The organism is Chryseobacterium sp. GW823-FHT05E08, assembly GCF_058795655.1.
Genome location: NZ_JBXAHY010000004.1, coordinates 136,398 through 163,217, shown reverse-complemented (window position 1 = coordinate 163,217; position 26,820 = coordinate 136,398). Strand labels below are relative to the sequence as shown.

Sequence of the window (26,820 nt, the reverse complement as noted above, 5' to 3'; positions counted from 1 at the left end):
TTTAATTATATTTTCCGCCAAATATAGCTATTTTCCGTTTATTATTCTTAAAAATAAAAGAATAATATAATAAAAATACAATCAAACATCTCAGGTACTTATAAAAAAAACAAACTCCAAGCATTGTTGGAGTCTGTTTTACACACGAAAAACTATATTTTTAAGTATTTTACTACTTCTTTATGAACTTATTATTTTTAGAAATATTTTTATCTTCTATTGCAATAACATAAGCACCTTTTATTAAAGAACTCACATTAACCTGTTTGTTATTAATATTTCCACTTTGTACAAGCTGACCAGCAGCACTGTAAATTTTGAAAGTAGCTTTATCTGAAACATTAGTAATATTTAAAACATCACTTACAGGATTAGGGTAAATCTGAATGTCATCTTTAGTATTAGCAACATCGTTTGTAGATAACACATCTGTTACCACTACATTATAATCCTCAAACTCTCCATAAGTATCATAAGTGCCACAAGGATTTATAATAGCAGCACCAGTTTGGTCCGAATATAGCATACCTACACGCATTCTAAGACCTAAGCCCGTAACAGCAGTTGAAGGAACAGTAAAGCTTGTAGTAACTGGAGTTGGAGACGCAGTAGCAACCGGTGACGTAAGGATTCTTTCAGCATCTTCAAATGTTCCGTTTCTATTAAAATCTATCCAGGCTGATATCGCTTCAGGGTAAGGTCCTGTTCCGCTTAACCATCCTTTTGTAACAGTTAATGTGTAAGACGTTCCTTTAACCAAATTGATTTGTAATGCAGAGTTTGCAACATAACTGGTATAAGTGCTCGCAGATGATGAATTATTTATATTTGCTACCGTAACATTAGCGATATAATCATCAGTTGCATCACCAGAAGCAGCAGCACAATAAGTAAGCCCCGATGTCGTAAAGTTGGTTGAAGCCGAATAAGTTCCAGGAGTTCCTGAGCAAACCGCTGCTACTTGTACTTCATAAGCTGTTCCATCAGTTAAACCTGATAATGTTACAGAAGGTGATGCGGATGTTGTTTGCTGCCAAGTTGTGTCTGTTATTTTTTTATAACGAACAATGTAAGTAGCTCCAGAAATCGGTGCCCAGTTTACAGTTGCCCCATTCTGAGTAATACCACTCACAGCTATTCCATTTGGAGCAGTACCATCACAAGCTGCAAAAGTAGTTACGCTGATAGATTTCACAGCATAGAATATGTTTCCTATCGCGGAAATTCTTAGTTTAATAGTCTGTCCATTTAATGACGATGGAAATGTAAAGTTTTCCGTTCCGTCATTTGCTGTTGAAACTGCAAGAACAGTCCAAGTTGTTCCGTTATCTGTTGTATAGTCAATTTTTACATTGGGAACATTGTATGGAGCAGTATTTGTTCCTGCAATATCCCAATCAATTGGAGTAGATACCGTATGAGCAGCATACTGTGTATTAATTTTAAACGGACCTTCATTCCCTACAACAATAGTTTGTTCAGCAGATTGAGTTTGTTGTTGATTAGCAGCTGGATTATTATCTCTTACAGTAACTGCAAACTTAGTTGTTCTCGGAACCATTGAAACAGACTCCCAGCCATTATTTGAATTATTTAGAACTCCAGCCATTACTGAAGAAAACTTAGGAAAATATCTTGTAGGACTAGTTGTTGGAGTAAAAGATCTGAATGAAGCTCCACTAGTGGTTGTTCCTAAGTTGTTTGCATTTGTAGTTACACTTGCATTATCTACTTCCTCCCAAGTATATGTCATTGGATTATTCTCAGCATCAGTTGCTGAAGCCGTTAAAACAAACGCTGTTCCTTTCGGAATATTGTAAGTAGGTAAAGCGGCAATTACAGGAGGGGTGTTTGTGATTGCAGTTTCTACATCACAAGTTGTACTAATTAAATTCGTTTGAATCTGCTTGATGCTTGCAATATGAAAATATGCATCAGAATGAGGCTGAACATTTGATGCGGCAGCTCCGTTATTAGCAACCCCCGCATATCCCATAATTGTTGAACCCGAAGCAGGTTCTTGGTTTACGTTATAAGGTTCCAGAGCGTGAGAAAATGTATGATTACCTCCTAGTTGATGTCCCATTTCGTGAGCTACAAAATCGATATCAAAATTATCACCTTGTGGAATCGCATCAACTGGCGAAGTAAACCCTGAACCTTTACCTTCTGGTTCAGCTGTTGATGGGTCTGTACACACACAGCCGATACAACCTGCATTACCTCCTCCTCCTGAAGCTCCGAATAAGTGACCGATATCATAATTAGCATTTCCGACATTGGCAGTTAATGTTTGCTGTAATTCTAAATTCCAGGCACCACCTGCTCCTGTAGCAGCTACAGAATATGGATCAGTACTAGCGTTAGTATAAATTACATTTGGAAAGTTCTGCACATTTAAATGCAGTGCAAGATCTTTTTCGTAAACACCATTTACTCTGGTCATTGTTGCATTAATTCCAGTAAGAGCTCCCGCAACTGTTCCTCCGAAAAACTGAGTATATTCACCCGTTACAGACATTGCCAGCCTCATGGTTCTGTATTTTTTATCAGAATTCTTAGAGAAGTCAGTCGGCTGATTAGTAAATGCTTTTCCTGCGGCAAACATTTTATTCATTTCATCAACAGCTTTTGGTCCTTCATTTGTGCTGCAGACAAAGCTTTTACCGCCTGTAGGACTGGTTTTTGGATGTACTCCATAGACTGTTTTATTAGCATCCTGAGGTTCTATGAATTCATAACTTCCATCTTTAATAATCATTGATTGGAAATCATTAGGTGCAACAGAAAATCTTAAGTACTTTGAAGGATCATCTATCCCTACTCCTACATACGATCCCAATTGGTATTGATCTGCTAACTCTTTAACAATTACAGGAAAACTATATACAGCAAATTTTTCAATTTTTCCTCCTAAAGTTGGTAACGAAATTTCTACAGGTTTTGCATTTCTACCTGTTTCCTGGGCATCTTTAAGCTGTGTTCTAATTTTATTAAGATCTAGCTTGTAATAATTTTTAATAACAGAAAATTTTTCCGTTGATTTTCTCTCAAATGTAGTTGGAGTCCATTGTGCTAAAGCAGAACCTCCTATTAAACTACATAATAAGGCAGCAATAATTCTTTTTCTCATAAAAAAACATTTATGTTTATAATGGTAATAAATTTAAACATTTTTTCAAACAATTTAGATTTAAGTATATTTTGCTGAACTATTAAATATTTAATTATCAAAACATTAACTATTAACAAATATCATTTACAAATTAAATTATCTTAACTTATTTAAAGTATAATTTTAATAAAGAAAAGACAAAAACGAATAATTAAAATCAACTTTATCTATTTATTTATAATTTTTAACATTTACTCTGATAAAAATTATAAAAACAAAAAAATACATAAACTAATATGTATTTTTTTCACAGTAAAGAGATTAAATAAAAAGATTTATTTTACTTAAATACTCAACTCTCCTATATTTTTAAAATTTATACGCAATATTCCAAGCAAATCCCATTGCAAATTTAGATGAGCTTTTTCCAAAACCGGGAACGATCATTGGTTGGATTTCGTCCTGTTTTGTTGTAAATATCATATATTTTGGCTGTAGATTTACGTCTATATAAAAATTAGATTCAAATAACTGAACTCTTCCACCAATCATGCCTTCCAGCCAATAAGAAGATTGTGTAGAAGATGGAAAAGCAACAGAAGATGTACTTCCTCCAAATCCGCGGACAGGAATTGCCATATATTCTTGCGTATAAAATGATCCGGCTGCCTTACCACCTACATAAAATCCGTTGAATTCATTTTCTGCATCTTTAGCCAACATGTAGAAAACCCCAAGTTTCACAAACGGGCCATTTGCTTTTACATCATAGCCGTTTTTCTGATAGATATTAGAATCAAAACCGGCATCAATAACTGCATGCAGGTCATTTTTAATTTTAGATGATATAAATCCCTGATACATTTTTCTATCTGAAAAGAAAGAACTTCCTGTATTTAGAAGATCAAAACCAACCATAAAATTGGGTTTATACGTCCATTTTTCTTTTTTCACCTCTTTATTTTCCTGAGCAAAGCTCAACAAACTTAGTATACTAAAAAAGAAGGAAAATATTAGTTTTGTCTTCATTCTCTATTTGATTTAAGTCTACTTCTACTTTCTTTACAACTGTAGGAGTAATTAATTCTGTCGTTAAATTTTCGTACGTTTTTTTAATACCACAACCTGGAGAAACATATGTAGCTTTCGTTGTATAGTTTATCCTAATTTTAGATTCGGTACCGTTTAGCCTTGTTTTGACATAGATATCTGTGTAAGGAGCATCATCAACACGCAGAGGTATTAATCTAGATGCTACAGCTGCAGTTTTCCCTAATTCAACCTTAGTACCAGAGCCATAATCCACTGCTACATATAGTGTATCTATACTTCCGGGCTTACCGGTTTCAAAACTTTTAAAACCAATTTTCATTCTTGGAGTACCTTCTCCGCTCTCGCAGATATCATCATCGCCTCCACACGAGAAAAGCATGCCTAAAAAACAGGTCAGTATGAGTAATTTAAAATACTTCATATTAATATTTTGATCTTCAAATGTAAATAAATTATTTTTTAATCAGCAATGCAATATTCTCCACATGGTGTGTTTGTGGGAACATATCTACCGGTAAAATTTTAACCAAAGTATAATGATCTTTCATTAAAGCTAAATCTCTTGCCTGAGTTGCAGAGTTACAGCTTACATAAACTATTTTCTCCGGAGCCAATTTCAAGATCTGCTCAACCACTTTTTGGTGCATTCCGTCTCTTGGTGGATCTGTAATTAATACGTCTGCCTTTGGATGATTTTCCAAGAATTCATCGTTGAAGACATTTTTCATATCCCCACAATAGAATGTTGTGTTGGTAAGACCGTTTAATTCAGCGTGTTCGATGGCTGCATCGATTGCTTCCTGAACAGATTCAATTCCGATCACATGTTTTGCATTTCTGGCAACATATTGAGCGATTGTTCCTGTTCCTGTATATAAGTCGTAAACAACTTCATCACCTTTTAAATCAGCAAATTCTAATGTTTTTCTGTAAAGTTCTAAAGCTTGTTTGTAATTGGTTTGAAAGAATGATTTTGGACCAATTTTGAACTTCAACCCATCCATTTCCTCCATTAAAAATCCTTCTCCGAAATAAACATTTACATTTAAATCATAAATAGAATCGTTTTGTTTTGGATTAATAGCATAAACCAACGTCTTTATCTGCGGGAATTTTTCTAATAAATATTGGAAAAGTGCCTCTCTGTTCGCTTTCTCTTCTCTATAAAGCTGGAATAAAACCATCCATTCGCCTTTAGAGTTTTGTCTCATCATTAACGTTCTTAAAAAACCTTCCTGATTTCTAACATCAAAGAAATCTAACCCATTTTCAACACTGAAATTTTTCACTGCCAAACGAATAGCATTTGAAGGATCTTCCTGAAGGAAACATTCTTTAAGATCTAAAATCTTGCTCCACATTCCCGGAATATGGAAACCAAGCGCATCTCTGTTTCCGAAATTCTCTTCAGAACTTATCTCATACTGAGTAAGCCATTTCGCATTAGAGAAAGAAAACTCCATTTTATTTCTGTAGAAATATTGTTCTTCAGCACCTAAAATTGGAACGGTTTCAAAATCATCAATTCCGCCAATTCTTTTTATATTATTGTATACTTCTTCCTGTTTAAAATCAAGCTGTTTTTCATAGCTCATATTCTGCCATTTGCAGCCTCCACAAGTTCCGAAATGAATACATTTTGGTTCTACTCTAAACGGAGATTTTGCTATTACCTGAACAGTTTCAGCCTCAAAATATTTTGATTTTGATTTCTTAACTCTTGCATTAACAGTATCTCCAGGAACACCTCCAGAAACCAATACTGTTTTTCCTTCTTCTGTTTTTCCGATTGCTATACCTTTGGCTCCTGCGCCAAACAATTTAATATTTTCAAGAATAACGTCTTTCTTCTTTCTCATTCCCTATTTTCTATTTTTTCTAATATATTGAAATGAAACCTTGCGATTTCAATTTGCAAAAATACAATAAAAAAAACCTTATCCGAAGGACAAGGTTTTTATCTATGTTAAAGTTTTATTATTTTGTAGGAACCGGCTGCGGATTTGCTGGTTGTGGAGCCTGCTGTTGAGCAGAAGGATCTACACCCATACCTTGTTGCAACTGTATGTTTGGATCTACTTTCGGAGCTGAAAGCCCTGTTTGCTTATCTAAAACTGTTACCAATTCCGGATCACCAAGATTGAAGAATGGTTTGCTAGCGATTTTTCCATCTTTATCGATGATGATGAAGCAAGGTAATTTGAATCCGTAAACTCCGTATTTTTTAGCGATATCAGAATTTAATCCTCCGTCAGCATAAACATTTACTCCTGTAATTCCTTTCAATAAAGAATTGCTTGTTTTTACAAACTGATCTTTAGTATCATCTACATTCACGAATACGAAATTCATTTTAGATTTGTAGAAGTTGGCAACTTCTTTCAATACAGGAACAGTAGCTTCTCCGATGTAAGGATTCCAAGAAGCATAGAATGCTAACATGTATGGTTTTCCTTTATTTTCAGAAAGTTTGTAAGCTTTACCGTCTTGTTTTGCCAATGCACCTTCCGGAGCAACATCACCAATTTTGAATCCGTTGATTGCAAACTGAATTTTCTTTAAATCTGCTTTGATTGTAGCATCTTTAATATCTTCGTCGATGATTTTTTTGATTTTTTCAGATGTTTTCTCAGGAGTATTCGGGTGAATATCAGACTGAGCCATTACAAATGCCAAAAGATAATCTTTAGTAATTTGTGAAACATCTTTTTTATCTTTCAAGAATTGGTTGAATAATTCTGAAGTTGTAACATCAGTTTTTCCTTTGCTTTTTGCTTCAGCATATTTCTGGAAATCAGGACTCATTTTAGATAAAAGGTAGCTTCTGTAAGCAGGATTGTCTTTTACCATTTCATCCTTATTAGCCTGAAGCTTATTTTCATAATCCGTGAAAGCTTTAGATACTTTAAAAGAAGGATTACCCATTTGCTTATGGCTTAGGTCATACTGAGACATAATAGAAAGCAAAGTACTTGCGATATCGTTCTTCTTCCAGTTCACAACTTCATTATCCGGATTGAATTTTTTAACGTTTTCGTCGATATTTTTGTTAATATCTGCTTCAACTTTTTGAATTCCTTTGATGAAAGTTGGCTCATCTTTAGTCATTAGCTCGTTCATGTTAACTGTCTGAGCATAATTCGTAAGATATTTTTGAGCTGCAGTAAAGAAATCATTGTTCTTTTTAGCATCACCAGTAATCACATATTCTGAAGGGAAAGTTTGTCCGTTTCCAGAAATATTAAGAGCCTGACCAGCTTTTAGATAAACCAAGTTTTGCTTACCTCCATAAGAAATCACGTACATTCCGCTTTTAGGAGCTTCAAAATTCCCTTCGAAAGTACCGTCATTCTTCACTCCGATGTTTGCCAACGGTAATGTTGCAACACCAGAAGCTTCGATAAATTCTATTCTTTCTAATGGAGATCCTCCAGTGATTTTCCCTTTTACTTCAACTTTTTTAGAGCAAGACATCACAAACACTGCGATGATAAACAATAAAAGATATTTTTTCATTTTGAATTTTATAATTTAACAAAAATAAGTTTTTCAATATACTTAATACAATTTTAAAGCATTTTTTATGAAAGATTTAACTAAAAAGATCGTCTACCACTAAGGAGACGATCTTTTTTATGTATTTAAATCAATTCTATCCTTGGTCTACCAGAGCAGCCATGTATTCTCTGTTCATTCTAGCGATGTTTTCAAGAGAAATTCCTTTAGGACACTCTACTTCACACGCTCCGGTGTTTGAACAGTTACCGAATCCTTCTTCATCCATTGCCTGAACCATGTTAAGAACTCTACGTTTAGCTTCTACTCTACCTTGCGGTAATAAAGCAAACTGAGAAACTTTAGCTCCAACAAATAACATAGCAGATCCGTTTTTACAAGTAGCCACACAAGCTCCACATCCAATACAAGCCGCAGCATCCATTGCTTTGTCTGCATCTTCTTTAGGAACCGGAATAGCATTAGCATCTAATGTATTTCCTGAGGTATTCACAGAAATGAATCCACCCGCAGCCATTACTCTGTCGAATGCACTTCTGTCTACCATTAAGTCTTTAATAACCGGGAAAGCAGCACTTCTCCAAGGCTCGATAACGATGGTTTCACCGTCTTTGAACATTCTCATGTGCAACTGACAAGTTGTGATACCCGTATCCGGACCGTGGGCTCTACCATTGATGTAAAGAGAACACATTCCGCAAATTCCTTCACGACAGTCGTGATCGAAAGCGATAGGCTCTTTTCCCTCGTTAATAATATTTTCATTAAGGATGTCTAACATTTCTAAGAATGAAGAATCTGTAGAAACATCCGATATTTTATAGGTCTCAAACTGACCTTTAGTTTTACTATTTTTTTGTCTCCAAATTTTCAGCGTAAGATGAAGGCCTTTTTTTGCACTCATAATTTTATATTTATAGGTTGGAGATTATTTGTAACTTCTCGCTTTAACTTCAATATTGTCATAGATAAGATCTTCTTTGTGCAGAACTTCCTGCTTGATATCATCACCCTGATATTCCCAAGCTCCTACATATTTGAAGTTGACGTCATCTCTTTCTGCTTCCCCTTCCGGAGTCGCATGATCTTCTCTGAAATGTCCACCACAAGATTCGTTTCTGTGTAATGCATCAATAGCCATTAATTGTCCAAGCTCAATAAAGTCTGCTACTCTGAATGCTTTTTCAAGCTCAGTGTTCATACCTTCAACGTCTCCCGGAACTTTTACATTTTTCCAGAAATCGTTTTTCACTTCTTCAATTTCTCTGATCGCTTCTCTTAATCCTTCAGGCGTTCTTCCCATTCCTACTTTATTCCACATAATATTTCCTAATTGCTTATGGAAGTGGTCTACAGAATGAGTTCCTTTATTATTTAAGAAGAAATCTATTTTATCTTTAATTCCTTTTTCAGCTTCAACAAAATCAGCTGAATCTGTAGGAATAGTTCCTGTTCTAATATCTGCAGAAAGATAATCTGCAATTGTATAAGGAAGTACGAAATATCCGTCTGCAAGACCCTGCATCAATGCAGAAGCCCCAAGTCTGTTTGCTCCGTGGTCTGAGAAGTTAGCTTCACCAATTACGAAACATCCAGGGATTGTAGACTGAAGGTTATAATCAACCCAAACACCACCCATTGTGTAGTGAACTGCAGGATAAATCTTCATTGGAGTTTTGTAAGGATCATCTGCAGTAATCTTTTCGTACATTACGAATAAGTTACCGTATTTTTCTTCAATCCAAGCTTTTCCAAGGTCGTAAATCTGCTGATCACTAGGGTTATGAATATGCTTTTCAATAGCAGCTTCTTTACCTTTTTTGATAATTTCTGTAGAGAAATCTAAGTAAACACCTTCTTTAGTATCATTATTTTCGATTCCGTAACCGGCATCACATCTTTCTTTACCCGCTCTAGACGCAACGTCACGAGGAACTAAGTTTCCGAATGCAGGATATCTTCTTTCTAAATAATAATCTCTATCTTCTTCTTTAATATTTTCAGGTCTTAATTTCCCTTCTCTGATCGCTACTGAATCTTCAATCTTTTTAGGAACCCAGATTCTTCCTGAGTTTCTTAATGATTCAGACATCAACGTCAGTTTAGACTGCTGTGTTCCATGAACCGGAATACAAGTCGGGTGAATCTGTACATAACAAGGGTTTGCAAAATATGCTCCTTTCTTGTGAATTTTCCAAGCTGCAGAAACGTTTGAACCCATTGCGTTTGTAGAAAGGAAATATACGTTTCCGTATCCTCCAGAAGCAATAACTACAGCGTGAGCAGAATGTCTTTCAACTTCACCAGTTACCAGGTTTCTTGCGATAATTCCTCTTGCTTTTCCGTCTACAATTACTAGATCCAGCATTTCGTGACGGTTATACATTTTTACTCTACCCTTACCGATTTGACGGCTTAAAGAAGAATAAGCACCTAATAATAACTGCTGACCTGTTTGTCCTTTTGCGTAGAAAGTTCTTTTAACCTGAACTCCACCAAATGAACGGTTATCTAATTGTCCGCCGTAATCTCTTCCAAAAGGAACCCCTTGGGAAACACACTGGTCAATAATATTTGCAGAAACTTCAGCTAATCTGTATACGTTTGCTTCTCTTGCTCTATAGTCACCTCCTTTGATTGTATCGTAGAATAGTCTATAAGTAGAGTCACCATCACCTTGATAATTTTTAGCAGCGTTGATCCCCCCTTGAGCAGCAATAGAGTGCGCTCTTCTTGGAGAATCCTGATAACAAAATGCTTTTACATTATATCCCTGCTCTGCCAAAGTAGCAGCTGCAGAACCTCCTGCCAAACCTGTACCTACAACAATAATATCAATCTTATCTCTGTTGTTTGGTGCAACAAGGTTCATATGGTCTTTATGATTTTTCCATTTATCCTTTAGAGGACCAGCTGGAATTCTTGAATCTAATTTACTCATATTAGTATATTGATATTATTGAGTTATAAAATGAAAAATCGCAATAAAAATAAATCCTGCAGGAATAAGGATTGAATACCATTTCCCTAAAGCTTTAATTACCGGAGTGTATTTCGGATGTCTTGCACCAATTGATTGGAAAGAAGACTGAAAACCGTGAGCTAAGTGTAATCCCAATAAAACAAAAGCAATTACATAGATTGCCACTCTCCATAAATCAGCAAACTTTTCATGCAATTCCGGCCAAAAACGTTCTGCATCAGGAGCTAATCCTTCAACATACTTGTAATTAATTTCATGTAACCAGAAATCATAGAAGTGCAATCCTAAAAATGCCAAAACAACAGCCCCAGAAATAATCATATTTCTAGACATCCATGAAGAATTCACAGAAGCGTTGTTTGCAGCGTATTTTACAGGACGCGCTTTGTTATTCTTAACCTCTAATACAAATCCCAGAATAAAATGGAAAAGAACTGCAAAACCCAGAACAGGTTGCATGAGGAACTGAACAAAAGGATTATACCCCATAAAATCTGATGCCGTATTGAAAGCATCGCGATTGATAACGGATAATAAGTTTGTCGTTAAATGCAGTATAAGAAAAATCAGCAAAAACATAGCTGATAATGCCATAGCATATTTTCTACCTATTGTAGAACTCGTTAAACCTGCCATATAAGTTTAAATTTGAATTTCTACAAAATTAAGAAATGTTAACTATACTCAAAAGTGAGAAATCTCACTATTAGTCAGTTTGTAATCTTTCTAAATAAGCTCATAAAGCATTATAAATAAAGGAAAAACGAAAAAAGGTAACAATTAATTTATATTGTAAACTTTACCCTTGTACACCACCTTTTGTGTTAAAGTTGGAAAAAATTTCACTTCAGTAACGCGTAATCTCCTTGAAGATTTGTATGGATTGATGATATATTTAGTAATCTTGTCAACATTTGAATTATTTTCAACCCAAAAACAAACTCTGTTTCCCTTTTTCACAGAAAACACTTTATGTTTATAAAAATCATGAAGCAAAATTTCTTCTTTTTGATATTCAATTGTATTGTAGCTTATTCGTATCATTAAAAATGTAAAAACTGCCATTATCAATCTTCCTGAATTTTTATAATTAAATTTTAAAATGGCAAACCTCAGCAAGTAGACAATCACAAAGAGTGAGAAAACCTCAACTAAATTCATTGGAATATTTTCAAAAAATAATGAATCAAAATCAGCGAACCAATGAATACTTTTCAACAAAATTTTAATGGTAAAATCATATAGAATATTGATCAGATTAAAATCAATTTTAAATGCGATCAAAGCTGTCATTAAAAATGAAAAGACTATAATAACCTCAGAAAAAGGAACAATAATAAAGTTCGCTAAAATTGAAATAAACGAAAACTGATGAAAATAATGCAGCACTAAAGGAAGCGTTGCCAATTGCGCTGAAACAGAAATTGAGATCGTGTTGAAAAGTATTTTTTTCAAATAATTATCCTGTTTTGGAAAATATTTTAAAATAGGCTGATTCAACCAGAAAATTCCAAGAACAGCCATGAAACTTAACTGAAATCCTACATCAAAAATCTGTTGAGTATCTAAAATCAAAATAATAAAAGCCGACAACGCCAATGAATGCAATAAATCCGGTTTTCTTTGAAGCAAAATATAGATAAAATATACAGTCAACATAATACAGGAACGCAAAACGGAATTTCCAAATCCGATGAAAGCGGCAAACAACCAGATAAATATTAAACTTGAAATAATTACATATTTCCTCAATTTCAAAGGGAGAAAATACATACATAAAAAGTAGAATAATCCGAAAATTACAACAATATGAGTTCCTGAAATAGCCAGAAAATGCACTAATCCTGATTTATTAAAATCATGAGCAACTTCCGAATCAATTTCAGTTCGGTCTGCTAAAATAATCCCTTTTAAAAACTCCCGGCTTTGCGGTGACATTTTAGATTGATCAATATTTTGGAGAACTTCAAGTCTTTTCTGCAGGATCTTTTCATTCCAACTTAAATCATTTCTTACAGCAGAAGAAAATTCATCAGATAGATAACATTGACGGTCAATATTTTTTCGTTTTAAATATTTAGCGTAGTCAAACTGAAAATTGTATTGAGGAGATTTCGGTTGCGTTACATATACTTTAGCTTTGTAATAATGCTTAAAATCAAGTTCTTGATTAATTTTTGGAATAAATAAAATTGAATTAAAATACTCTTTTCCAGATTGAGCAACAACTTCATATTTTTTATATTTTTCAGTAGAATTTAGTTTTTTAGAAATTTTAAAAACGATGGTTTCATTTTGAGAATCAATGATTTTCTTAGAAGAAAATCCATTGAAAAAATGAAGAGAAATTCCTACTCCAAAAAACATCAAACCTAATACGTAAGGCTTTAGCTTAAATAAAAAATAAGATTTAAAAAAGGTAGAAATTAAAACAAGTAAGCAAATACCTATCGTTAAAAAAACGGAGGTTTCATCCAACGGAAGTCGATCTTGGAGAAAAATCCCAAAAACGAAACAGATGACCAGAATCAAAAGAGGCTGTTTATTCAATCAAAAAATTTGTGTTGCTCAAAAATATTTATTCGAAATAAAAATAACACGTCAATAGTTGAAAATTTGCAAAACGAGTCAACATTCGCTTTATAAAAGAAAAATCGCAGAAAAAATTTCTACGATTTATATGAATAATTCAATATTTTAAAGTTTTAAAATCACATCTGCCGCGTGATCACTTGCTCCGCTTCCGCCAAGCTTTTCTCTTAATAATTCGTAATCTTTTAGAAGTTGGGTTCTTTTCTCACCTTCTAAAACTTTATTTAATTCTTCAACAAGACTTTTTGTGTTCAGATCATTTTGAATTAACTCTTTTACAACTTCACGATCCATAATTAAATTAACCAAAGAAATATACTTAATATTTTTAACCAATCTTTTGGCAATAGCGTAAGAAATTTTACTTCCACGATAACAAACAACTTCAGGAACATTCAACAAAGCCGTTTCTAAAGTTGCTGTTCCGGACGTTACCAATGCTGCTTTTGAGCATCTTAATAAATCGTAAGTTTTATTGGAAACGAAATGAACGTTATCATCAACATATTTTTGATAAAATTCTTTCGGAAGACTCGGTGCGCCCGCAATTACAAATTGATAATTTTTAAAATGAGGTCGAACGGAAAGCATTATTTCAAGCATTTTCTCAACTTCCTGTTTTCTGGAACCGGGTAAAAGTGCGATGATTTCTTTTTCATTTAAGCCATGCTCTTTTTTGAAATCATCAATCTTAATTTCTTTTAAACTTGAAATAGCATCCAGCAACGGATGTCCCACAAAATGAGAATGAACTCCATGTTTTTTGTAAAAATCTTCCTCGAACGGAAGAATCACCATCATTTCATCAACATATTTTTTGATGATCTCTACTCTACCCTCTTTCCAAGCCCAAAGTTGGGGAGAAATATAATAAATAACTTTGATTCCGAGTTCTTTTGCAAATTTTGCGATTCTTAAATTAAAACCCGGATAATCAACCAAAATTAAAACATCAGGGCGATTAGCTTTAATATCTTCTTTACAAATTTTAATATTATTCAGGATCGTTCTCAGATTCATTGCAACCTCCAAAAAGCCCATGAATGCAAGATCACGGTAATGCTTTACTAATGTTCCACCCTGCTCTTTCATCAAATCGCCTCCCCAGAAACGAAATTCTGCGTTGGGATCTTTCTTTTTTAAAGACTTCATTAAATTACTTCCGTGTAAATCTCCAGACGCCTCTCCTGCGATGATATAATATTTCATTTTTGCTGAAACCTTTTTATTTATTTTTTTTGCCATCAAGAACCTCCTTTTAATTGAATGATTTGTCATCATGGGAGGTTTCTATAATAAGGATAGAGAACAAATTAAGGCTTTGTACAATCTTAATTTGTAAATTTGTTTCAAAGATAATGATAAAAAATGTCAGAAGAATTTGAAATCAGAAATAAAGTTGCAGAGAGTGGTCTTATAAATTTTGATCTTGCTACCCTTGTTCCGAAAGGTGTAAGAAAAGGCATTGATCTTAAAGATTTTCTTTTTATGGAAATGATATTGAAAGAAAAAGATTTCCGCGAAAAAGTAGCATTAATCAATACAGAAGAATATCAGGACACTTATATTTACATTTATAATTCAGCTGATGCGATTGTTCCGCTTTGGGCTTATTTTGTATTGACAGCTAAGCTTACAGGTGTTGCAAAGAAGATTGTTTTTGGAAACCGTGAGGATCTTGAAGTTATTTTAATGCACAATGCTGTTCAGACTTACGACTTTGAAGAAATGAGAGGAAAAAGAGTCTTGGTAAAAGGTTGTTCCGATAAAGAAATACCTGAAAATGCTTATATAGAATTAGTAGAACAGCTACAGCCAATTGTAAAATCTTTGATGTTTGGAGAAGCCTGTTCGAATGTTCCTATTTTAAAAAATTAAAAAGTTTTAAGCTAAATCATTGTAAATTTTTAACCTAAAAATCAACAACTTAAAGAAATTCATAAACTTTAACATTAATTTTAGATTAAAAAAAAATATTGAGGAATATTTTTTGATAACTTTGGTTTACAATAATAAAAACAAACACAAACATGAGTTTAATCGACCTACTTACAGGTAACACGGGCAACGAAGTTGCACAACAAGCTGAGAATAAATTTGGCATCAGCAAGAACCAAATTATCGCTTTATTGGCTGTAGCAGCACCGTTGGTTATTTCGTATCTTAGAAACAAATCTCAAGATGCTAAAGAAGCAGAAGCATTGAATAATGCTTTAGACAAAGATCACGACGGAAGTATTCTTAATGATTCTTCACAGCTTGAAGCAAGACAGGCAGAAGGCGGTTCAATTCTAAGTCATATTTTCGGAGGTGACAAGCAAAATGTAGAGAACCAATTATCGCAGAACACAGGAATTTCGATTGATAAAATCGGACCTATTCTAGCCATGTTGGCTCCTGTTATCATGGGTTACATCGGAAAAGAAAAACAACAGAGCAATGTTGGCGCAGGAGGTTTGGGAGATCTTTTGGGAGGTATTTTAGGAAATGCTTCTAATCAGGCTCAGGCTCAAGGTTCAAATCCATTGAATGATATTTTAGGAAGTGTTCTTGGTGGCGGACAATCTCAATCTTCAGGAAATCCTTTAAATGATATTTTAGGAAGCGTTCTTGGAGGTGGCGGAAACCAACAGAAACAACAAGGTGGCGGCGGATTAGGAGATATCCTTGGCGGCCTTTTCGGAAAATAAATAATTTAATTTGAATACAAAAAAAAGACCGAAGAGAAATCTTTGGTCTTTTTTATTTTTAAGAAAAATTACTGTTATTTAGATTTTTCTTCTGAAGATGTAATCTGCTTTGAAGCCTTTCTCAGTCTTCTTTTCCCATAACTTCCGTTATTGATTTTTCCTCTTCTTGATTTTTTGTCTCCTTTTCCCATAAGTAAATTGTTTTGTTGATTACTACGAATTTAGGCATTCGCATTTAAAAGTCAGCCAATTAACTTGTTAAAAATTTTATAATGTTTGAGTTAGAGGTTGGAAGAAAGAAGTGGGAAGTCAGAAGTTGATGACATCCCAATTATAACTTCCAGCTTCCAGCATCAGACTTCCAGCTTATACCATCAAACTTTCACTGTCTTCCATTTTCCTTTTTTAAACAAAATAAAAGCTACGATTGTTATTAGCGTTTCTGCTGTTGGAATAGAAATAAAAACTCCTTTCGGCCCCATTCCCAAATGTTCTGAAAGAAAATATGCCAACGGAATCTGGAACATCCAAAATCCAAAAAAATTAACCCAGGTCGGCGTCCACGTATCTCCCGCCCCATTAAAAGCATTGATCATCACCATCCCGATTCCGTAGAAAATAAACCCTACACTCATAATGTGTAAAGCGTTTGTTGCGTAATTTTTAATTTCTATTTCTTTCGTGAAAAATCCTACCAAAAAATCCCCTAACAAGAAGAAAAGCAAACTCACAATAACCATGAAAATAACATTATATTTCACGGTTTTCATGACAGATTGTTCTGCTCTTAACATTTCATTGGCTCCCATATTTTGACCGACCAAAGTGGATGCAGCATTGCTCAATCCCCAAGCAGGAAGCATGAAAAACATCATTAATCTTAGTGCCGTCTGATAACCTGCCGAAGCGTTTTCTTCGCCGGTCGTTGCCACTAATTTTGCCAAAAAGATCCAACTGCAAGATGCAATGACGAATTGAAAAATTCCCGGAGTTGCAATTTTTACGGTTGATTTTATTAGTTTAAAATCAGGTTTAAAATAATTTAATTTAATCCTAATCTCCGTATCAGCTACCAAAAGGTGATATAGTTGATAAATAACACCAATGCTTCTTCCAATCGTTGTTGCAAGAGCAGCACCAGTTAAACCCATCGTCGGAATCGGCCCAAAACCTTTAATTAAAACCGGACAAAGAATAATATTCGCAATGTTAGCGATCCAAAGACTTTTCATCGCAATTGCGGCATTTCCTGCACCTCGGAAAATTCCGTTGATTAAAAACAAAAGCATGATGATTACACTGCTTCCCATCATAATTCTTGTAAAATCTTTACCGTAAGCCGCTGCTTCAGGCTTTGAACCCATCAGAATTAAAATTTCTTCCGCATAAATAACTCCAACTAAACTTAAAATAAAAGTAATGACAAATGACACCAAAATCACCTGCGCAGCACTTTGAGAAGCTTTTTCAGGGTTTTTCTCACCAATTCTTCTTGCAACCAAAGCTGTTGCAGCCATACTCATCCCGATCGCTATAGAATACATGATCGAAAGTACAGATTCTGTAAGTCCAACGGTTTGTATTGCAAATCCGCTTTCTTTAAGATGACCTACAAAATACAGATCCACCAAGGCAAAAACAGATTCCATTGCCATTTCCAGCATCATCGGAATCGCCAAAAGAAGAACCGCGCTTCTAATACTGATTTTGGTATAATCTACACTCTCGCTACTGAATGCTTTTTTGATGAAATCTATATATTTTGTCATAGCTGTAAAAATCTACGTCAAAAGTATAGATTCAGAAATGATAAATAATTAGCATATGGAAAGTTTTTCAAAAAACTTAAATCGAAAACGGATTATATTCTTTAAAAAGACTCCAACATTCTTCTCTATCTGTAAAACGATGTCCTTTTTCTTTATTCATCTTCGCAATTTGATACATATAATCCCAATGTCTCATAATTTCTGTGATTGCAAAAAGATAAAAATTTTCGGGATCGTAAATAAAAGTAGGCTCTGAAGCAGCGCCGTTTAATTCAATTATCTTAAAATTTTCACCGTTTTCAAGGTCTCTCCAGGAATTGAACTTAACATCAAATCGACCGTAGTAAAATCCGTCCATGGTTGAGCATATTTCATTAAACAAATCCTCCAACTTAGCTGAAATTTTATATGAACTATCATAAAAAGTTGCTCCTCTTGCATGATTTCCGATACTGCTGAGAAGTACTCTTTCATCTTTCTCCGGAATATAATTTTCATTAAAAGTTGTATTCTGAAAAACCTGTGGATAAAATTTATGGTATCTGAAATTATATTTGATCAACTCAGCTAAAGTCTGTTTGCCATCGCCTACCACTTCTATTCCTTTTTTCTCAACAACTCCACTGATGAAGCCTTTTTCAGAATTTGGAAATCTAATATAAAACACTCCTATTTCTTTTCGTAAATCAACATATTCTTCCAGTAAAAGATCTTCATTCCCAAAATTTTTCAAATAACTTTTAAGATGTGCTTCACTTCTAATTACCTCAACATTTCGACCTCTACAGCCATTATTTGGTTTTAAAACAACCGGATAACTCAAATGATTTTGTTTAATAATATCTAAAACGTTTTCCGCTTCAATATTTTCTTTAACGAAAAAAGATTTCGCTCTAAACTTTTGAGGAATAAGTTTATTCACATAATTTTTATCTTCCAACGTTATCCCACCATGTATCATTGATGGATTTACAGCTTTGAAAAAGCCAACCGACCTGCATTTAATACTAATCCAGATATAATAAAAAATGCAAGGCAGATATACCGTCCACATCGGCCAAAATTCCCAATGCGTTACTCTGTACCATCTGTACCGAAATTTAAATAAAACTTCATTTTCCAATCCTCTTATTTTTGAACTGTATTTTGCCAGTTTTTATCCGCTTTCTTATTAAGAATCTCTTCGTCTTTATTCCAATTGGTTAGTGTATTTTTAAAAAAATTATTATAAAAGAGGTATCGTTTTCCGTTGACGATTTTAAATGTTTCGGGATCTACATTTACTTTTTCACCATCATTACCCATTGCATAAGCACAATAGCCGCCATACTGAGGAAAATATTTGTTCGGATTTTGCTGAAATACAGTTTTGTTTATTTTGTTTATAAAATGATAGCTTACGCCTTGATATTGTACAGAAAAATCTACAGATCCTTTTTGAGGTTTTCCTGTAAAATAACTCACCACATCATATCCCGAATTGGCTACATTCTTTTTGTGGTTAATATTTTTCCCGGTTTGAGCAACTGTCAAACTTCCTAAAAAGAAAAAAATGAGCATTAAAAATTTCATCTTTATAACTTTTAAAATTTTAGACGTAAAAAAATACTGTTCCTTACAAAAAACTTATTCTTTTTTGAAACTTTCTTTTATTTTATCTTTTAATTCCTGAGATACATGTTCTTCATTCTCATTCATTTCCGAATCAAAATGTTTATAAAGAGCTTCATCTATAACTTTTGTCTGTTTTTTAAAATTTTTACAACATTTGCAAAACAAAATATGAAATTTCATTTTCAGCCAGGCAGAAAAAGACAAAGTTGTTTCTTCAGATTTAATAATATTGAGGGACGTTTCTTCACAATTATTGAGAAGTCGATTAAAAAATTTCATACATAAGGTTTTATTTCTTTTTTCTCAAGGCAGCTTCTTAAAAGAGTTTTAGACCTAAAAAGAAGAACCCAGTAATTTGACGATGTAATATTCAATTCCTTACAAATTTTTTTAGCATCATCATCCATCATATATTTTGCTATAAAAACAGGTTTTAATTTTGGAGGTAATTTTTGCAGACAGTATTCTAAAATCTCATGAAATTCTTTGCTTAAAATACGTTGGTCTGCATTTTCTGAAATGTAATTTTTATTGATTTTCGGTTTCCATCTTCCATAATTATTTTCATTGAAAAAAGCATTTCCAAAAGATTCTTCAGTTTCAGAAAAATAATCATCATAGCCTTTAGAATTACTTTTTTGTCTGTAATAATCTATGATTTTGTTTTTTAAAATACTTGTGAGCCAAGTTTTCACAGAAGCCTTGCCCTCAAATTGTTTAAGACCTTTATATGCTGAAAGAAAAGTTTCCTGTATAATATCTTCGGCATCTTCTCTGGAGTTTACCCTTTTAACAGCAAAAGCAAACAAAAAATCTGAAAATTCATCTACCCATTGCTCCGGGTTTAGGCAATCGTTTTTTTCCATCGTATTAATTTTATTTGTGTTATTTGGTTCTATAAATTTAATCAATATTGCCGTTGAAAACTCATTCTATCAGGGCTTTAATTAGAATTCGGAACATTTTAAACTTATTAAAACGATATGTATTATTTTTTATGTTAATTATTCATTTTCATGTAAAACAATTCTAAGTAAAACATTACTCCCGATATCATTAAAAGAGATATTTTGAAAAAAACATACTTTTTTAGGCGCGATAATAAATATTTTTATCAAAAAATGAATTAGCTTTGTATATTCATAAAAAATAAAAGTTTCATGAAAAAAATAATCTCTACTTTATTAGTATTCGGAATCTCGATATTTGCCAACCTATTATTTGCACAACAGATTTCAAGGGAACAAAAGGTTGCTTTTCAGACTGACAATATAGAAACACTGAAAAAAAGCTTCGCCAAAGAAGATTACAACAAGTGTTTCGGAGCTAAAGAAACATCATACAATCTGCTTTCTTTTAGTGTAAAACATGACAAGAAAAATGTTTTTAATTATTTACTTTCCAACAATGTAGACGTTAATAAAGCGTGTGATAATCAAACACCATTGATGATCGCTGCAAAATACGGAAGAGCAGATCTTGCAAAAGCATTGCTGAAAAAAGGAGCAACAAAAACTTTAAAAAACGACAAAGGACAAACGGCTAAAGATTATTCTGTAGAATACAAACAGCCTGCTCTTACAGAAATTTTAAAATAGAAATATTCAAAATACAATGTAAAAACTTCCGAAAGGGAGTTTTTTTGTTTTTAAAACCTGCAAAAATCTTATCTTTGCAAACGAAAATTAAAGGCTCAAAACTTTGGGTCTTAAACACTGAACTTTAAACAAATAATTATGTTTCGATCGCACACAAACGGAGAATTATCTCTGAAAAATCTTAATGAAGAAGTTACACTGTCAGGATGGGTACAAACCATTCGTGATAAAGGATTTATGATTTGGATAGATCTTCGAGATCGTTACGGAATTACTCAGTTGGTTTTCGATCAGGATCGCTCTTCAGTAGAATTGATGGAAAATGCAAAAAAATTGGGACGTGAATTCGTGATTCAGGTTACAGGAAAAGTAATCGAAAGAGTAAGCAAAAACCCCAATATTCCAACAGGAGAAATTGAAATTTTAGTTGAAAAATTAGAAGTTCTTAATGAATCTCAACTTCCGCCTTTCACGATTGAAGATGAAACAGACGGAGGTGAAGAATTAAGAATGAAATACCGTTATCTGGATATCAGAAGAGCTCCGGTAAGAGATAAATTGATCTTCCGTCACAAAATGGCGCAGAAAGTGAGAAATTATCTTTCAGACGAAGGATTTATCGAGGTTGAAACTCCGGTTTTAATCAAATCTACTCCGGAAGGAGCGAGAGACTTTGTTGTACCGAGCAGAATGAATCCGGGACAATTTTACGCATTGCCACAATCTCCACAGACTTTTAAACAATTATTAATGGTTGGTGGAATGGATAAATATTTCCAGATCGTTAAATGTTTCCGTGACGAAGATTTGAGAGCTGACAGACAGCCTGAATTTACACAAATCGACTGCGAAATGGCTTTCGTAGAGCAGGAAGATGTCATGAATGTTTTTGAAGGAATGACGAAAACCTTGATCAAAGATATTACAGGTCAGGAATTCGGAAATTTCCCAAGAATGACGTTTGCCGATGCGATGCAGAAATACGGAAACGACAAACCAGATATCCGTTTCGGAATGGAATTCGTTGAGTTGAACGAATTGGTAAAAGGAAAAGATTTCAAAATATTTGATGACGCAGAATTGGTTGTCGGAATCAATGTTGAAGGATGTGCAGATTATACAAGAAAGCAAATCGACGAGCTTGTTGATTGGGTAAAAAGACCACAAATCGGAGCATCAGGAATGGTTTGGGCTAAATTCCAGAATGATGGTGTAAAAACTTCTTCTGTGAATAAATTCTACAACGAGGAAGATTTAGCGAAAATCATCGAGAAATTCGGCGCAAAAGAAGGCGATTTAATGTTAATTCTTTCAGGAAACGAGCACAAAGTAAGAACTCAGCTTTCTGCTTTGAGAATGGAGCTTGGAAATCGTTTAGGATTAAGAAAAGGAGACGTTTTTGCACCACTTTGGGTTGTTGACTTCCCATTATTGGAGTTTGACGAAGAAAGCGGACGTTACCACGCGATGCACCACCCTTTCACCTCTCCAAAACCGGAAGATATTCATTTACTAGAAACTGATCCAGGAAAAGCAAGAGCCAACGCATACGATATGGTTCTTAATGGAAACGAGATCGGCGGTGGTTCTATCAGAATTTTTGATAAAGATTTACAGTCAAGAATGTTTGATTTATTAGGATTCTCGAAAGAAGAAGCAGAAGCTCAGTTCGGATTCTTAATGAACGCGTTTAAATACGGAGCACCTCCTCACGGTGGTTTGGCTTTTGGGTTTGACCGTTTAGTAGCCATTCTTGATGGAAATGAGGTGATCAGAGATTACATCGCTTTCCCTAAGAATAATTCAGGGCGTGACGTGATGATCGATGCTCCGGCAGCGATTGCTGATGAACAGCTCGATGAATTGGAATTGAAATTAAATTTAAAAGCATAAATTTAAAGCGGAGATTTTTTCTCCGCTTTTTTTAACTAAAATAACCATGAACGAAGAAATTCTGACTTACAACACTCCAAATTCAGAACAAATTTTAAGGGAAATCAATCAGTACGAATTCAAAAGAATTTGGAAAAACAATTTGAAAAAAAACAATAAAAACATTTTTTGGGCAGCTTTTTTTCTTCTGTTAGCGGCTTTTATGTTGTTTTATAAGGAATATTTCGGCTATTTTTTTGCGGGATTAGGTTTAATGTATATTTCAATATTTATTAATTATCGCTCAATATATAGAAAGCATAAAGAAAAATTAAATGCTTTGCTTGATAAAGAAACTAAAGATCTTGCAACAAATTCAAAAGACGTGATTTGGGAATTTACTCCTACCTATTTCAGGTTCAAAAACTATAAATCAGATTTTAAATTTAGTTGGGAAACTATTACCTATTGTCTTTTAGACGATCAATATTTATATATTACAGCTTCTCCATACATAAATTTCATTTTAGACAAAACCAATATCGATGAAGAAAACCTCAATAAAACCATCGATTACCTTAATAACAAATCATATTTCAAGGCAATTTAATTAATAATTTTAATTTTCAACGGCACAATCATTGCACACTCTTACCCAAAACGTAAGACAATGAAAGCAATTTGGAACGGTGCCATTGGCTTTGGTTTAGTCAATATTCCTGTGAAGATTTATTCTGCGACAGAAACCAGTAAATTGGATTTGGATATGCTTGACAAATCCGATTTTTCGAATATCAAATTCAAAAGAGTCAACGAAAAAACAGGCAAAGAAGTAAAATGGGAAAACATTGTGAAAGGTTATCTCATGGACGACAAATACATCATTCTCGATGAAGAAGATTACGAAGCCGCAAGTCCCGAAAAAAGCAAAATTCTTTCTATTGATCAATTTGTAAAAGAAGTTGAGGTTGATTCCGTTTATTTTGAAAATCCTTATTTCCTCGAACCTCAGAAAAATGGAGAAAGCGCTTACAGACTTTTACTAAAAGCTTTATCAGAAACAAAAATGGTCGGTGTCGGAACTTTTGTCCTTCGTGAAAGTGAAGCAATTGGTATGATTCGACCTTATAATGATGAGGTTTTAGTGTTAAATCGATTGAGATTTGCTCAGGAAATCAGAGATTACAAAGATTTAAAAATTCCTGAAAAAAAAGCCCCAAAACCTGCCGAACTTAAAATGGCGGTAAGTCTTATCGAACAACTTTCTCAAGAATTTGATCCGGAAATGTATAAAGATACTTATGCCGAAGCATTGTTGAAAATCATCAAACAAAAAGCGAAAGGCAAAGGCGTAAAAGCGAAAAAAGCCGAACCTGCAAAAGAAGGCAAAGTGATCGACTTAATGGCTCAATTAAAGGCAAGTTTACAAAGCCCAAAATCTAAAAACGCATCGTAATGGCTCTCAAAGATTATAACGAAAAACGTAAGTTCGACGAAACCACCGAACCCAAAGGCAAAGCAAAAAAGAGTAAAGACAAACTTATTTTTGTGATTCAAAGGCACGCTGCGTCGCGTCTTCACTATGATTTTAGGTTAGAAATGGAAGGCGTTCTGAAAAGTTGGGCAGTTCCGAAAGGTCCGTCACTGGATCCGAAAGACAAACGTCTGGCGATGATGGTTGAAGATCACCCTTACGATTATAAAGATTTTGAAGGAAATATTCCCGAAGGAAATTACGGAGCCGGACAAGTGGAAGTCTGGGACAGCGGAACTTACGAACCTTTGGATGAAACCAGCAAACTTTCAAACGAAAAAGAATTGTTGAAAGAATTAAAAGCCGGTTCATTAAAATTCATTTTACATGGCAAAAAGCTTAAAGGTGAATTTGCTTTAGTTAAAATGAAAAATGCAGAAAATAACGCTTGGTTATTGATCAAACATAAAGACGATTTTGCGGAAGAAAAATATGATGCTGAAGAAAATACTTCACCGAAATCTTTAGTAACAAAATTTTTAGAGGAAAAAAAAAGCCTAAAAAGCAGCAAAAAGAAGTCATAACTTCTGAAACAAAACCTAAATTTCAACGATTCAATTCTTTAGTCGACGAAAAAAAATTAGAGAATTTCATTAAACCAATGCTTGCCAAATCTTTTGAAAAAGCATTTGATGATGAAGACTGGATTTTTGAAATAAAATGGGACGGTTATCGTGCGGTTGCCGATCTCAGCAATGAAAAACCTCTCTTCTACTCCCGAAACGGAATTTCTTTTTTATCAAAATTTGACAAGGTTTCACTTGATTTTGACCAACAGAAGCATAAAATGATTCTCGATGGTGAAATTGTAGCCTACGATGAAAACGGAAGACCTAATTTTCAATTATTACAACAAATTGGAGATAATCCTAATTTAGCTTTAGTTTATCAGGTTTTTGATCTGCTTTGGCTCAATGGTCATTCTACGGAAGAACTTCCATTAATTCAGCGGAAAGAGCTTTTAAAAGAGGCTTTGATTGAAACTGATATTATCAAATATTGCGACCATATTCCTGAAAAAGGCGTCGCTTTTTTTAACCAAATGAAAAAAATGCAGTTGGAGGGAATGATCGCCAAAAAATCAGACAGTCTTTATATTGAAAATCACAGAAGTTCAGATTGGCTGAAAATAAAATTTACCAATACAGAAGAAGCTATAATTTGTGGATTTACAGAACCACGCGGTTCGAGAGAAGGTTTCGGAGCATTGATTTTAGGAAAATATATTGACGGAAAGTTGATTTATTCCGGACACACGGGAACAGGTTTTAATAAAGAATCATTGAATCTGCTTCATGAAAGACTGAAAAAATTAGTTACAAAGACTTCGCCGTTTGAAAGCGTTCCTAAAACAAATATGCCTGTAACATGGACAAAACCTGAATTGGTCTGCGAAATAAAATACTCCGAAATTACCAAAGACGGAATTTTCCGACATCCCGTTTTTGTTGCTATCCGTGAAGATAAAAATCCTGAAGACATTAATGAAAAACCTAAAGAAATGAAAGCCAAAACACCAGCAAAAAAGACTTCACTTTCCGAAAAAGAAAAGGAAATCACTTTAGATAAACACAAAGTAAAACTGACCAATCAGGATAAAATTTATTTTCCGAAAGATGATATTACAAAAGGTGATGTGATTGAATATTATCAATCTGTCGCCAATTATATTTTGCCTCATTTGAAAAACCGTCCGTTGTCATTAAACCGCTTTCCCAATGGAATTGAAGAGCAAAGTTTTTATCAAAAAGATGCGAGTGACAATATTCCGGATTGGATAAAGACGACGCAAGTTTATTCGGAATCTAATGATAAATATATCGATTATATTTACTGTAATGACAAGGCGACCTTGGCGTATCTGAATAATTTAGGTTGTATTGATCTGAATCCCTGGAACTCTTCGATTCCTGATTTGGAGCATCCTGATTTTATGGTTTTAGATCTTGATCCTTCAAAGAAAAATAGTTTTGATGATGTGATTGAAACCGCTTTACAGGTGAATGAGGTTCTAAATTCAATTAAAGTTAAAGGGTATTGCAAAACTTCAGGAAGCACAGGAATTCACATTTACATTCCAATGGGAGGGAAATATGATTTTGATCAAGTGAAAGATTTTGCCCATATTTTGATGAAACAAGTCAATGAAAAGCTTCCGAAAATCACAACTTTAGAAAGAAGTTTGCAAAAAAGAGACGACAAGAAAATTTATCTGGATTATTTGCAAAACAGAACCGGACAAACGTTGGCAAGCGCCTATAGTTTAAGACCAAAAGAAGGTGCTTCTGTCTCTATGCCTTTGGAATGGGAGGAATTGAAGCCCGGTTTAAAACCAACTGATTTTAATATTCATAATGCGTTGGAGAGAATTAAAGAAAAAGGCGATTTGTTTAAACCTGTTTTGGGTAAGGGAATTGATATGATGAAGGCGTTGGAATTGCTGCAGGATCTTGAGTGATGTTTTTTTAACGCAAAGAACACAAA

The 26,820-nt window shown here is 33.9% G+C and carries 24 protein-coding genes; 8 read left to right on the top strand and 16 right to left on the bottom strand.

What is annotated here, in order from left to right; all coding sequences use genetic code 11:
• Window positions 1-172: 172 nt before the first annotated feature.
• The 10 genes from AC1Q7L_RS14915 to lpxB form a co-directional block, all read right to left on the bottom strand.
• Window positions 173-3,133, bottom strand: a complete 2,961-nt coding sequence (locus AC1Q7L_RS14915) for a reprolysin-like metallopeptidase (RefSeq protein WP_492306917.1) — start codon at window positions 3,131-3,133, stop codon at window positions 173-175.
• Window positions 3,134-3,484: 351 nt separating this feature from the next.
• On the bottom strand, window positions 3,485-4,144 hold the full coding sequence (locus AC1Q7L_RS14910) for a DUF6048 family protein (protein WP_492306918.1): 660 nt from the start codon (window positions 4,142-4,144) through the stop codon (window positions 3,485-3,487).
• On the bottom strand, window positions 4,110-4,547 hold the full coding sequence (locus tag AC1Q7L_RS14905) for a DUF6452 family protein (protein ID WP_410693639.1): 438 nt from the start codon (window positions 4,545-4,547) through the stop codon (window positions 4,110-4,112). The genes AC1Q7L_RS14910 and AC1Q7L_RS14905 overlap by 35 nt, the downstream gene beginning before the upstream one ends.
• A 73-nt stretch (window positions 4,548-4,620) precedes the next feature.
• Window positions 4,621-6,027, bottom strand: a complete 1,407-nt coding sequence (rlmD, locus tag AC1Q7L_RS14900) for a 23S rRNA (uracil(1939)-C(5))-methyltransferase RlmD (RefSeq protein WP_410693640.1) — start codon at window positions 6,025-6,027, stop codon at window positions 4,621-4,623.
• A gap of 118 nt (window positions 6,028-6,145) precedes the next feature.
• Window positions 6,146-7,684 (bottom strand): TlpA family protein disulfide reductase, encoded by a 1,539-nt coding sequence (locus tag AC1Q7L_RS14895; RefSeq protein ID WP_492306919.1) that lies wholly within the window; start codon window positions 7,682-7,684, stop codon window positions 6,146-6,148.
• Window positions 7,685-7,820: 136 nt separating this feature from the next.
• Window positions 7,821-8,588: a succinate dehydrogenase/fumarate reductase iron-sulfur subunit gene (locus AC1Q7L_RS14890; RefSeq protein WP_066754845.1), complete on the bottom strand. Its 768-nt coding sequence runs from the start codon at window positions 8,586-8,588 to the stop codon at window positions 7,821-7,823.
• Between the two features lie 24 nt (window positions 8,589-8,612).
• Window positions 8,613-10,625, bottom strand: coding sequence for a fumarate reductase/succinate dehydrogenase flavoprotein subunit (locus tag AC1Q7L_RS14885; protein WP_410693642.1), 2,013 nt, complete (start codon window positions 10,623-10,625; stop codon window positions 8,613-8,615).
• 15 nt (window positions 10,626-10,640) lie between these two features.
• Window positions 10,641-11,303, bottom strand: coding sequence for a succinate dehydrogenase cytochrome b subunit (locus AC1Q7L_RS14880; RefSeq protein ID WP_410693643.1), 663 nt, complete (start codon window positions 11,301-11,303; stop codon window positions 10,641-10,643).
• Window positions 11,304-11,447: 144 nt separating this feature from the next.
• Window positions 11,448-13,217 carry a ComEC/Rec2 family competence protein gene (locus AC1Q7L_RS14875; RefSeq protein ID WP_492306920.1) on the bottom strand — a complete coding sequence of 590 codons (1,770 nt, stop codon included), beginning with the start codon at window positions 13,215-13,217 and terminating at the stop codon, window positions 11,448-11,450.
• A gap of 147 nt (window positions 13,218-13,364) precedes the next feature.
• Window positions 13,365-14,468 carry a lipid-A-disaccharide synthase gene (gene lpxB / locus AC1Q7L_RS14870; RefSeq protein WP_492307020.1) on the bottom strand — a complete coding sequence of 368 codons (1,104 nt, stop codon included), beginning with the start codon at window positions 14,466-14,468 and terminating at the stop codon, window positions 13,365-13,367.
• A gap of 159 nt (window positions 14,469-14,627) precedes the next feature.
• Between lpxB and AC1Q7L_RS14865 the strand changes: the two genes are divergently transcribed.
• Both AC1Q7L_RS14865 and AC1Q7L_RS14860 read left to right on the top strand, forming a co-directional pair.
• Window positions 14,628-15,137 carry a DUF2480 family protein gene (locus AC1Q7L_RS14865; protein ID WP_492306921.1) on the top strand — a complete coding sequence of 170 codons (510 nt, stop codon included), beginning with the start codon at window positions 14,628-14,630 and terminating at the stop codon, window positions 15,135-15,137.
• 152 nt (window positions 15,138-15,289) lie between these two features.
• On the top strand, window positions 15,290-15,949 hold the full coding sequence (locus AC1Q7L_RS14860) for a DUF937 domain-containing protein (RefSeq protein WP_410693646.1): 660 nt from the start codon (window positions 15,290-15,292) through the stop codon (window positions 15,947-15,949).
• Window positions 15,950-16,023: 74 nt separating this feature from the next.
• Here the strand turns inward: AC1Q7L_RS14860 and AC1Q7L_RS14855 are convergent, their stop codons facing one another.
• The 6 genes from AC1Q7L_RS14855 to AC1Q7L_RS14830 all read right to left on the bottom strand — a co-directional run bounded on the left by AC1Q7L_RS14855 (window position 16,024) and on the right by AC1Q7L_RS14830 (window position 20,198).
• Window positions 16,024-16,140 carry a 30S ribosomal protein THX gene (locus AC1Q7L_RS14855; protein ID WP_410693647.1) on the bottom strand — a complete coding sequence of 39 codons (117 nt, stop codon included), beginning with the start codon at window positions 16,138-16,140 and terminating at the stop codon, window positions 16,024-16,026.
• Between the two features lie 183 nt (window positions 16,141-16,323).
• Window positions 16,324-17,718: an MATE family efflux transporter gene (locus tag AC1Q7L_RS14850; RefSeq protein ID WP_492306922.1), complete on the bottom strand. Its 1,395-nt coding sequence runs from the start codon at window positions 17,716-17,718 to the stop codon at window positions 16,324-16,326.
• A 76-nt stretch (window positions 17,719-17,794) separates the two neighbouring features.
• Window positions 17,795-18,841, bottom strand: coding sequence for an ATP-grasp domain-containing protein (locus AC1Q7L_RS14845; RefSeq protein ID WP_492306923.1), 1,047 nt, complete (start codon window positions 18,839-18,841; stop codon window positions 17,795-17,797).
• 5 nt (window positions 18,842-18,846) lie between these two features.
• Entirely contained in the window at window positions 18,847-19,290 is a 444-nt protein-coding gene (locus AC1Q7L_RS14840) for a YHS domain-containing (seleno)protein (RefSeq protein WP_492306924.1), read from the bottom strand.
• A gap of 54 nt (window positions 19,291-19,344) precedes the next feature.
• The gene (locus AC1Q7L_RS14835) at window positions 19,345-19,611 is read right to left on the bottom strand and encodes a hypothetical protein (protein ID WP_492306925.1); all 267 of its coding nucleotides are present in this window, start codon (window positions 19,609-19,611) and stop codon (window positions 19,345-19,347) included.
• The gene (locus AC1Q7L_RS14830) at window positions 19,608-20,198 is read right to left on the bottom strand and encodes a sigma-70 family RNA polymerase sigma factor (RefSeq protein ID WP_410693652.1); all 591 of its coding nucleotides are present in this window, start codon (window positions 20,196-20,198) and stop codon (window positions 19,608-19,610) included. Before AC1Q7L_RS14830 ends, AC1Q7L_RS14835 begins: the two co-directional genes overlap by 4 nt.
• 294 nt (window positions 20,199-20,492) lie before the next feature.
• On the opposite strand from AC1Q7L_RS14830, the gene AC1Q7L_RS14825 reads away from it, so the two are divergent.
• The 6 genes from AC1Q7L_RS14825 to ligD all read left to right on the top strand — a co-directional run bounded on the left by AC1Q7L_RS14825 (window position 20,493) and on the right by ligD (window position 26,794).
• Window positions 20,493-20,930: an ankyrin repeat domain-containing protein gene (locus AC1Q7L_RS14825; protein WP_066754822.1), complete on the top strand. Its 438-nt coding sequence runs from the start codon at window positions 20,493-20,495 to the stop codon at window positions 20,928-20,930.
• Between the two features lie 138 nt (window positions 20,931-21,068).
• Window positions 21,069-22,823 carry an aspartate--tRNA ligase gene (gene aspS / locus AC1Q7L_RS14820; protein WP_492306926.1) on the top strand — a complete coding sequence of 585 codons (1,755 nt, stop codon included), beginning with the start codon at window positions 21,069-21,071 and terminating at the stop codon, window positions 22,821-22,823.
• Window positions 22,824-22,869: 46 nt separating this feature from the next.
• On the top strand, window positions 22,870-23,412 hold the full coding sequence (locus tag AC1Q7L_RS14815) for a hypothetical protein (protein WP_492306927.1): 543 nt from the start codon (window positions 22,870-22,872) through the stop codon (window positions 23,410-23,412).
• 60 nt (window positions 23,413-23,472) lie between these two features.
• The gene (gene ku, locus AC1Q7L_RS14810; protein WP_492306928.1) at window positions 23,473-24,258 is read left to right on the top strand and encodes a non-homologous end joining protein Ku; all 786 of its coding nucleotides are present in this window, start codon (window positions 23,473-23,475) and stop codon (window positions 24,256-24,258) included.
• A complete protein-coding gene (locus AC1Q7L_RS14805; RefSeq protein ID WP_410693656.1) occupies window positions 24,258-24,860 on the top strand; it encodes a DNA polymerase ligase N-terminal domain-containing protein in 603 nt (200 codons plus the stop codon). Before ku ends, AC1Q7L_RS14805 begins: the two co-directional genes overlap by 1 nt.
• Window positions 24,861-24,937: 77 nt before the next feature.
• Entirely contained in the window at window positions 24,938-26,794 is a 1,857-nt protein-coding gene (gene ligD / locus AC1Q7L_RS14800) for a DNA ligase D (RefSeq protein ID WP_492306929.1), read from the top strand.
• Window positions 26,795-26,820: the final 26 nt, after the last annotated feature.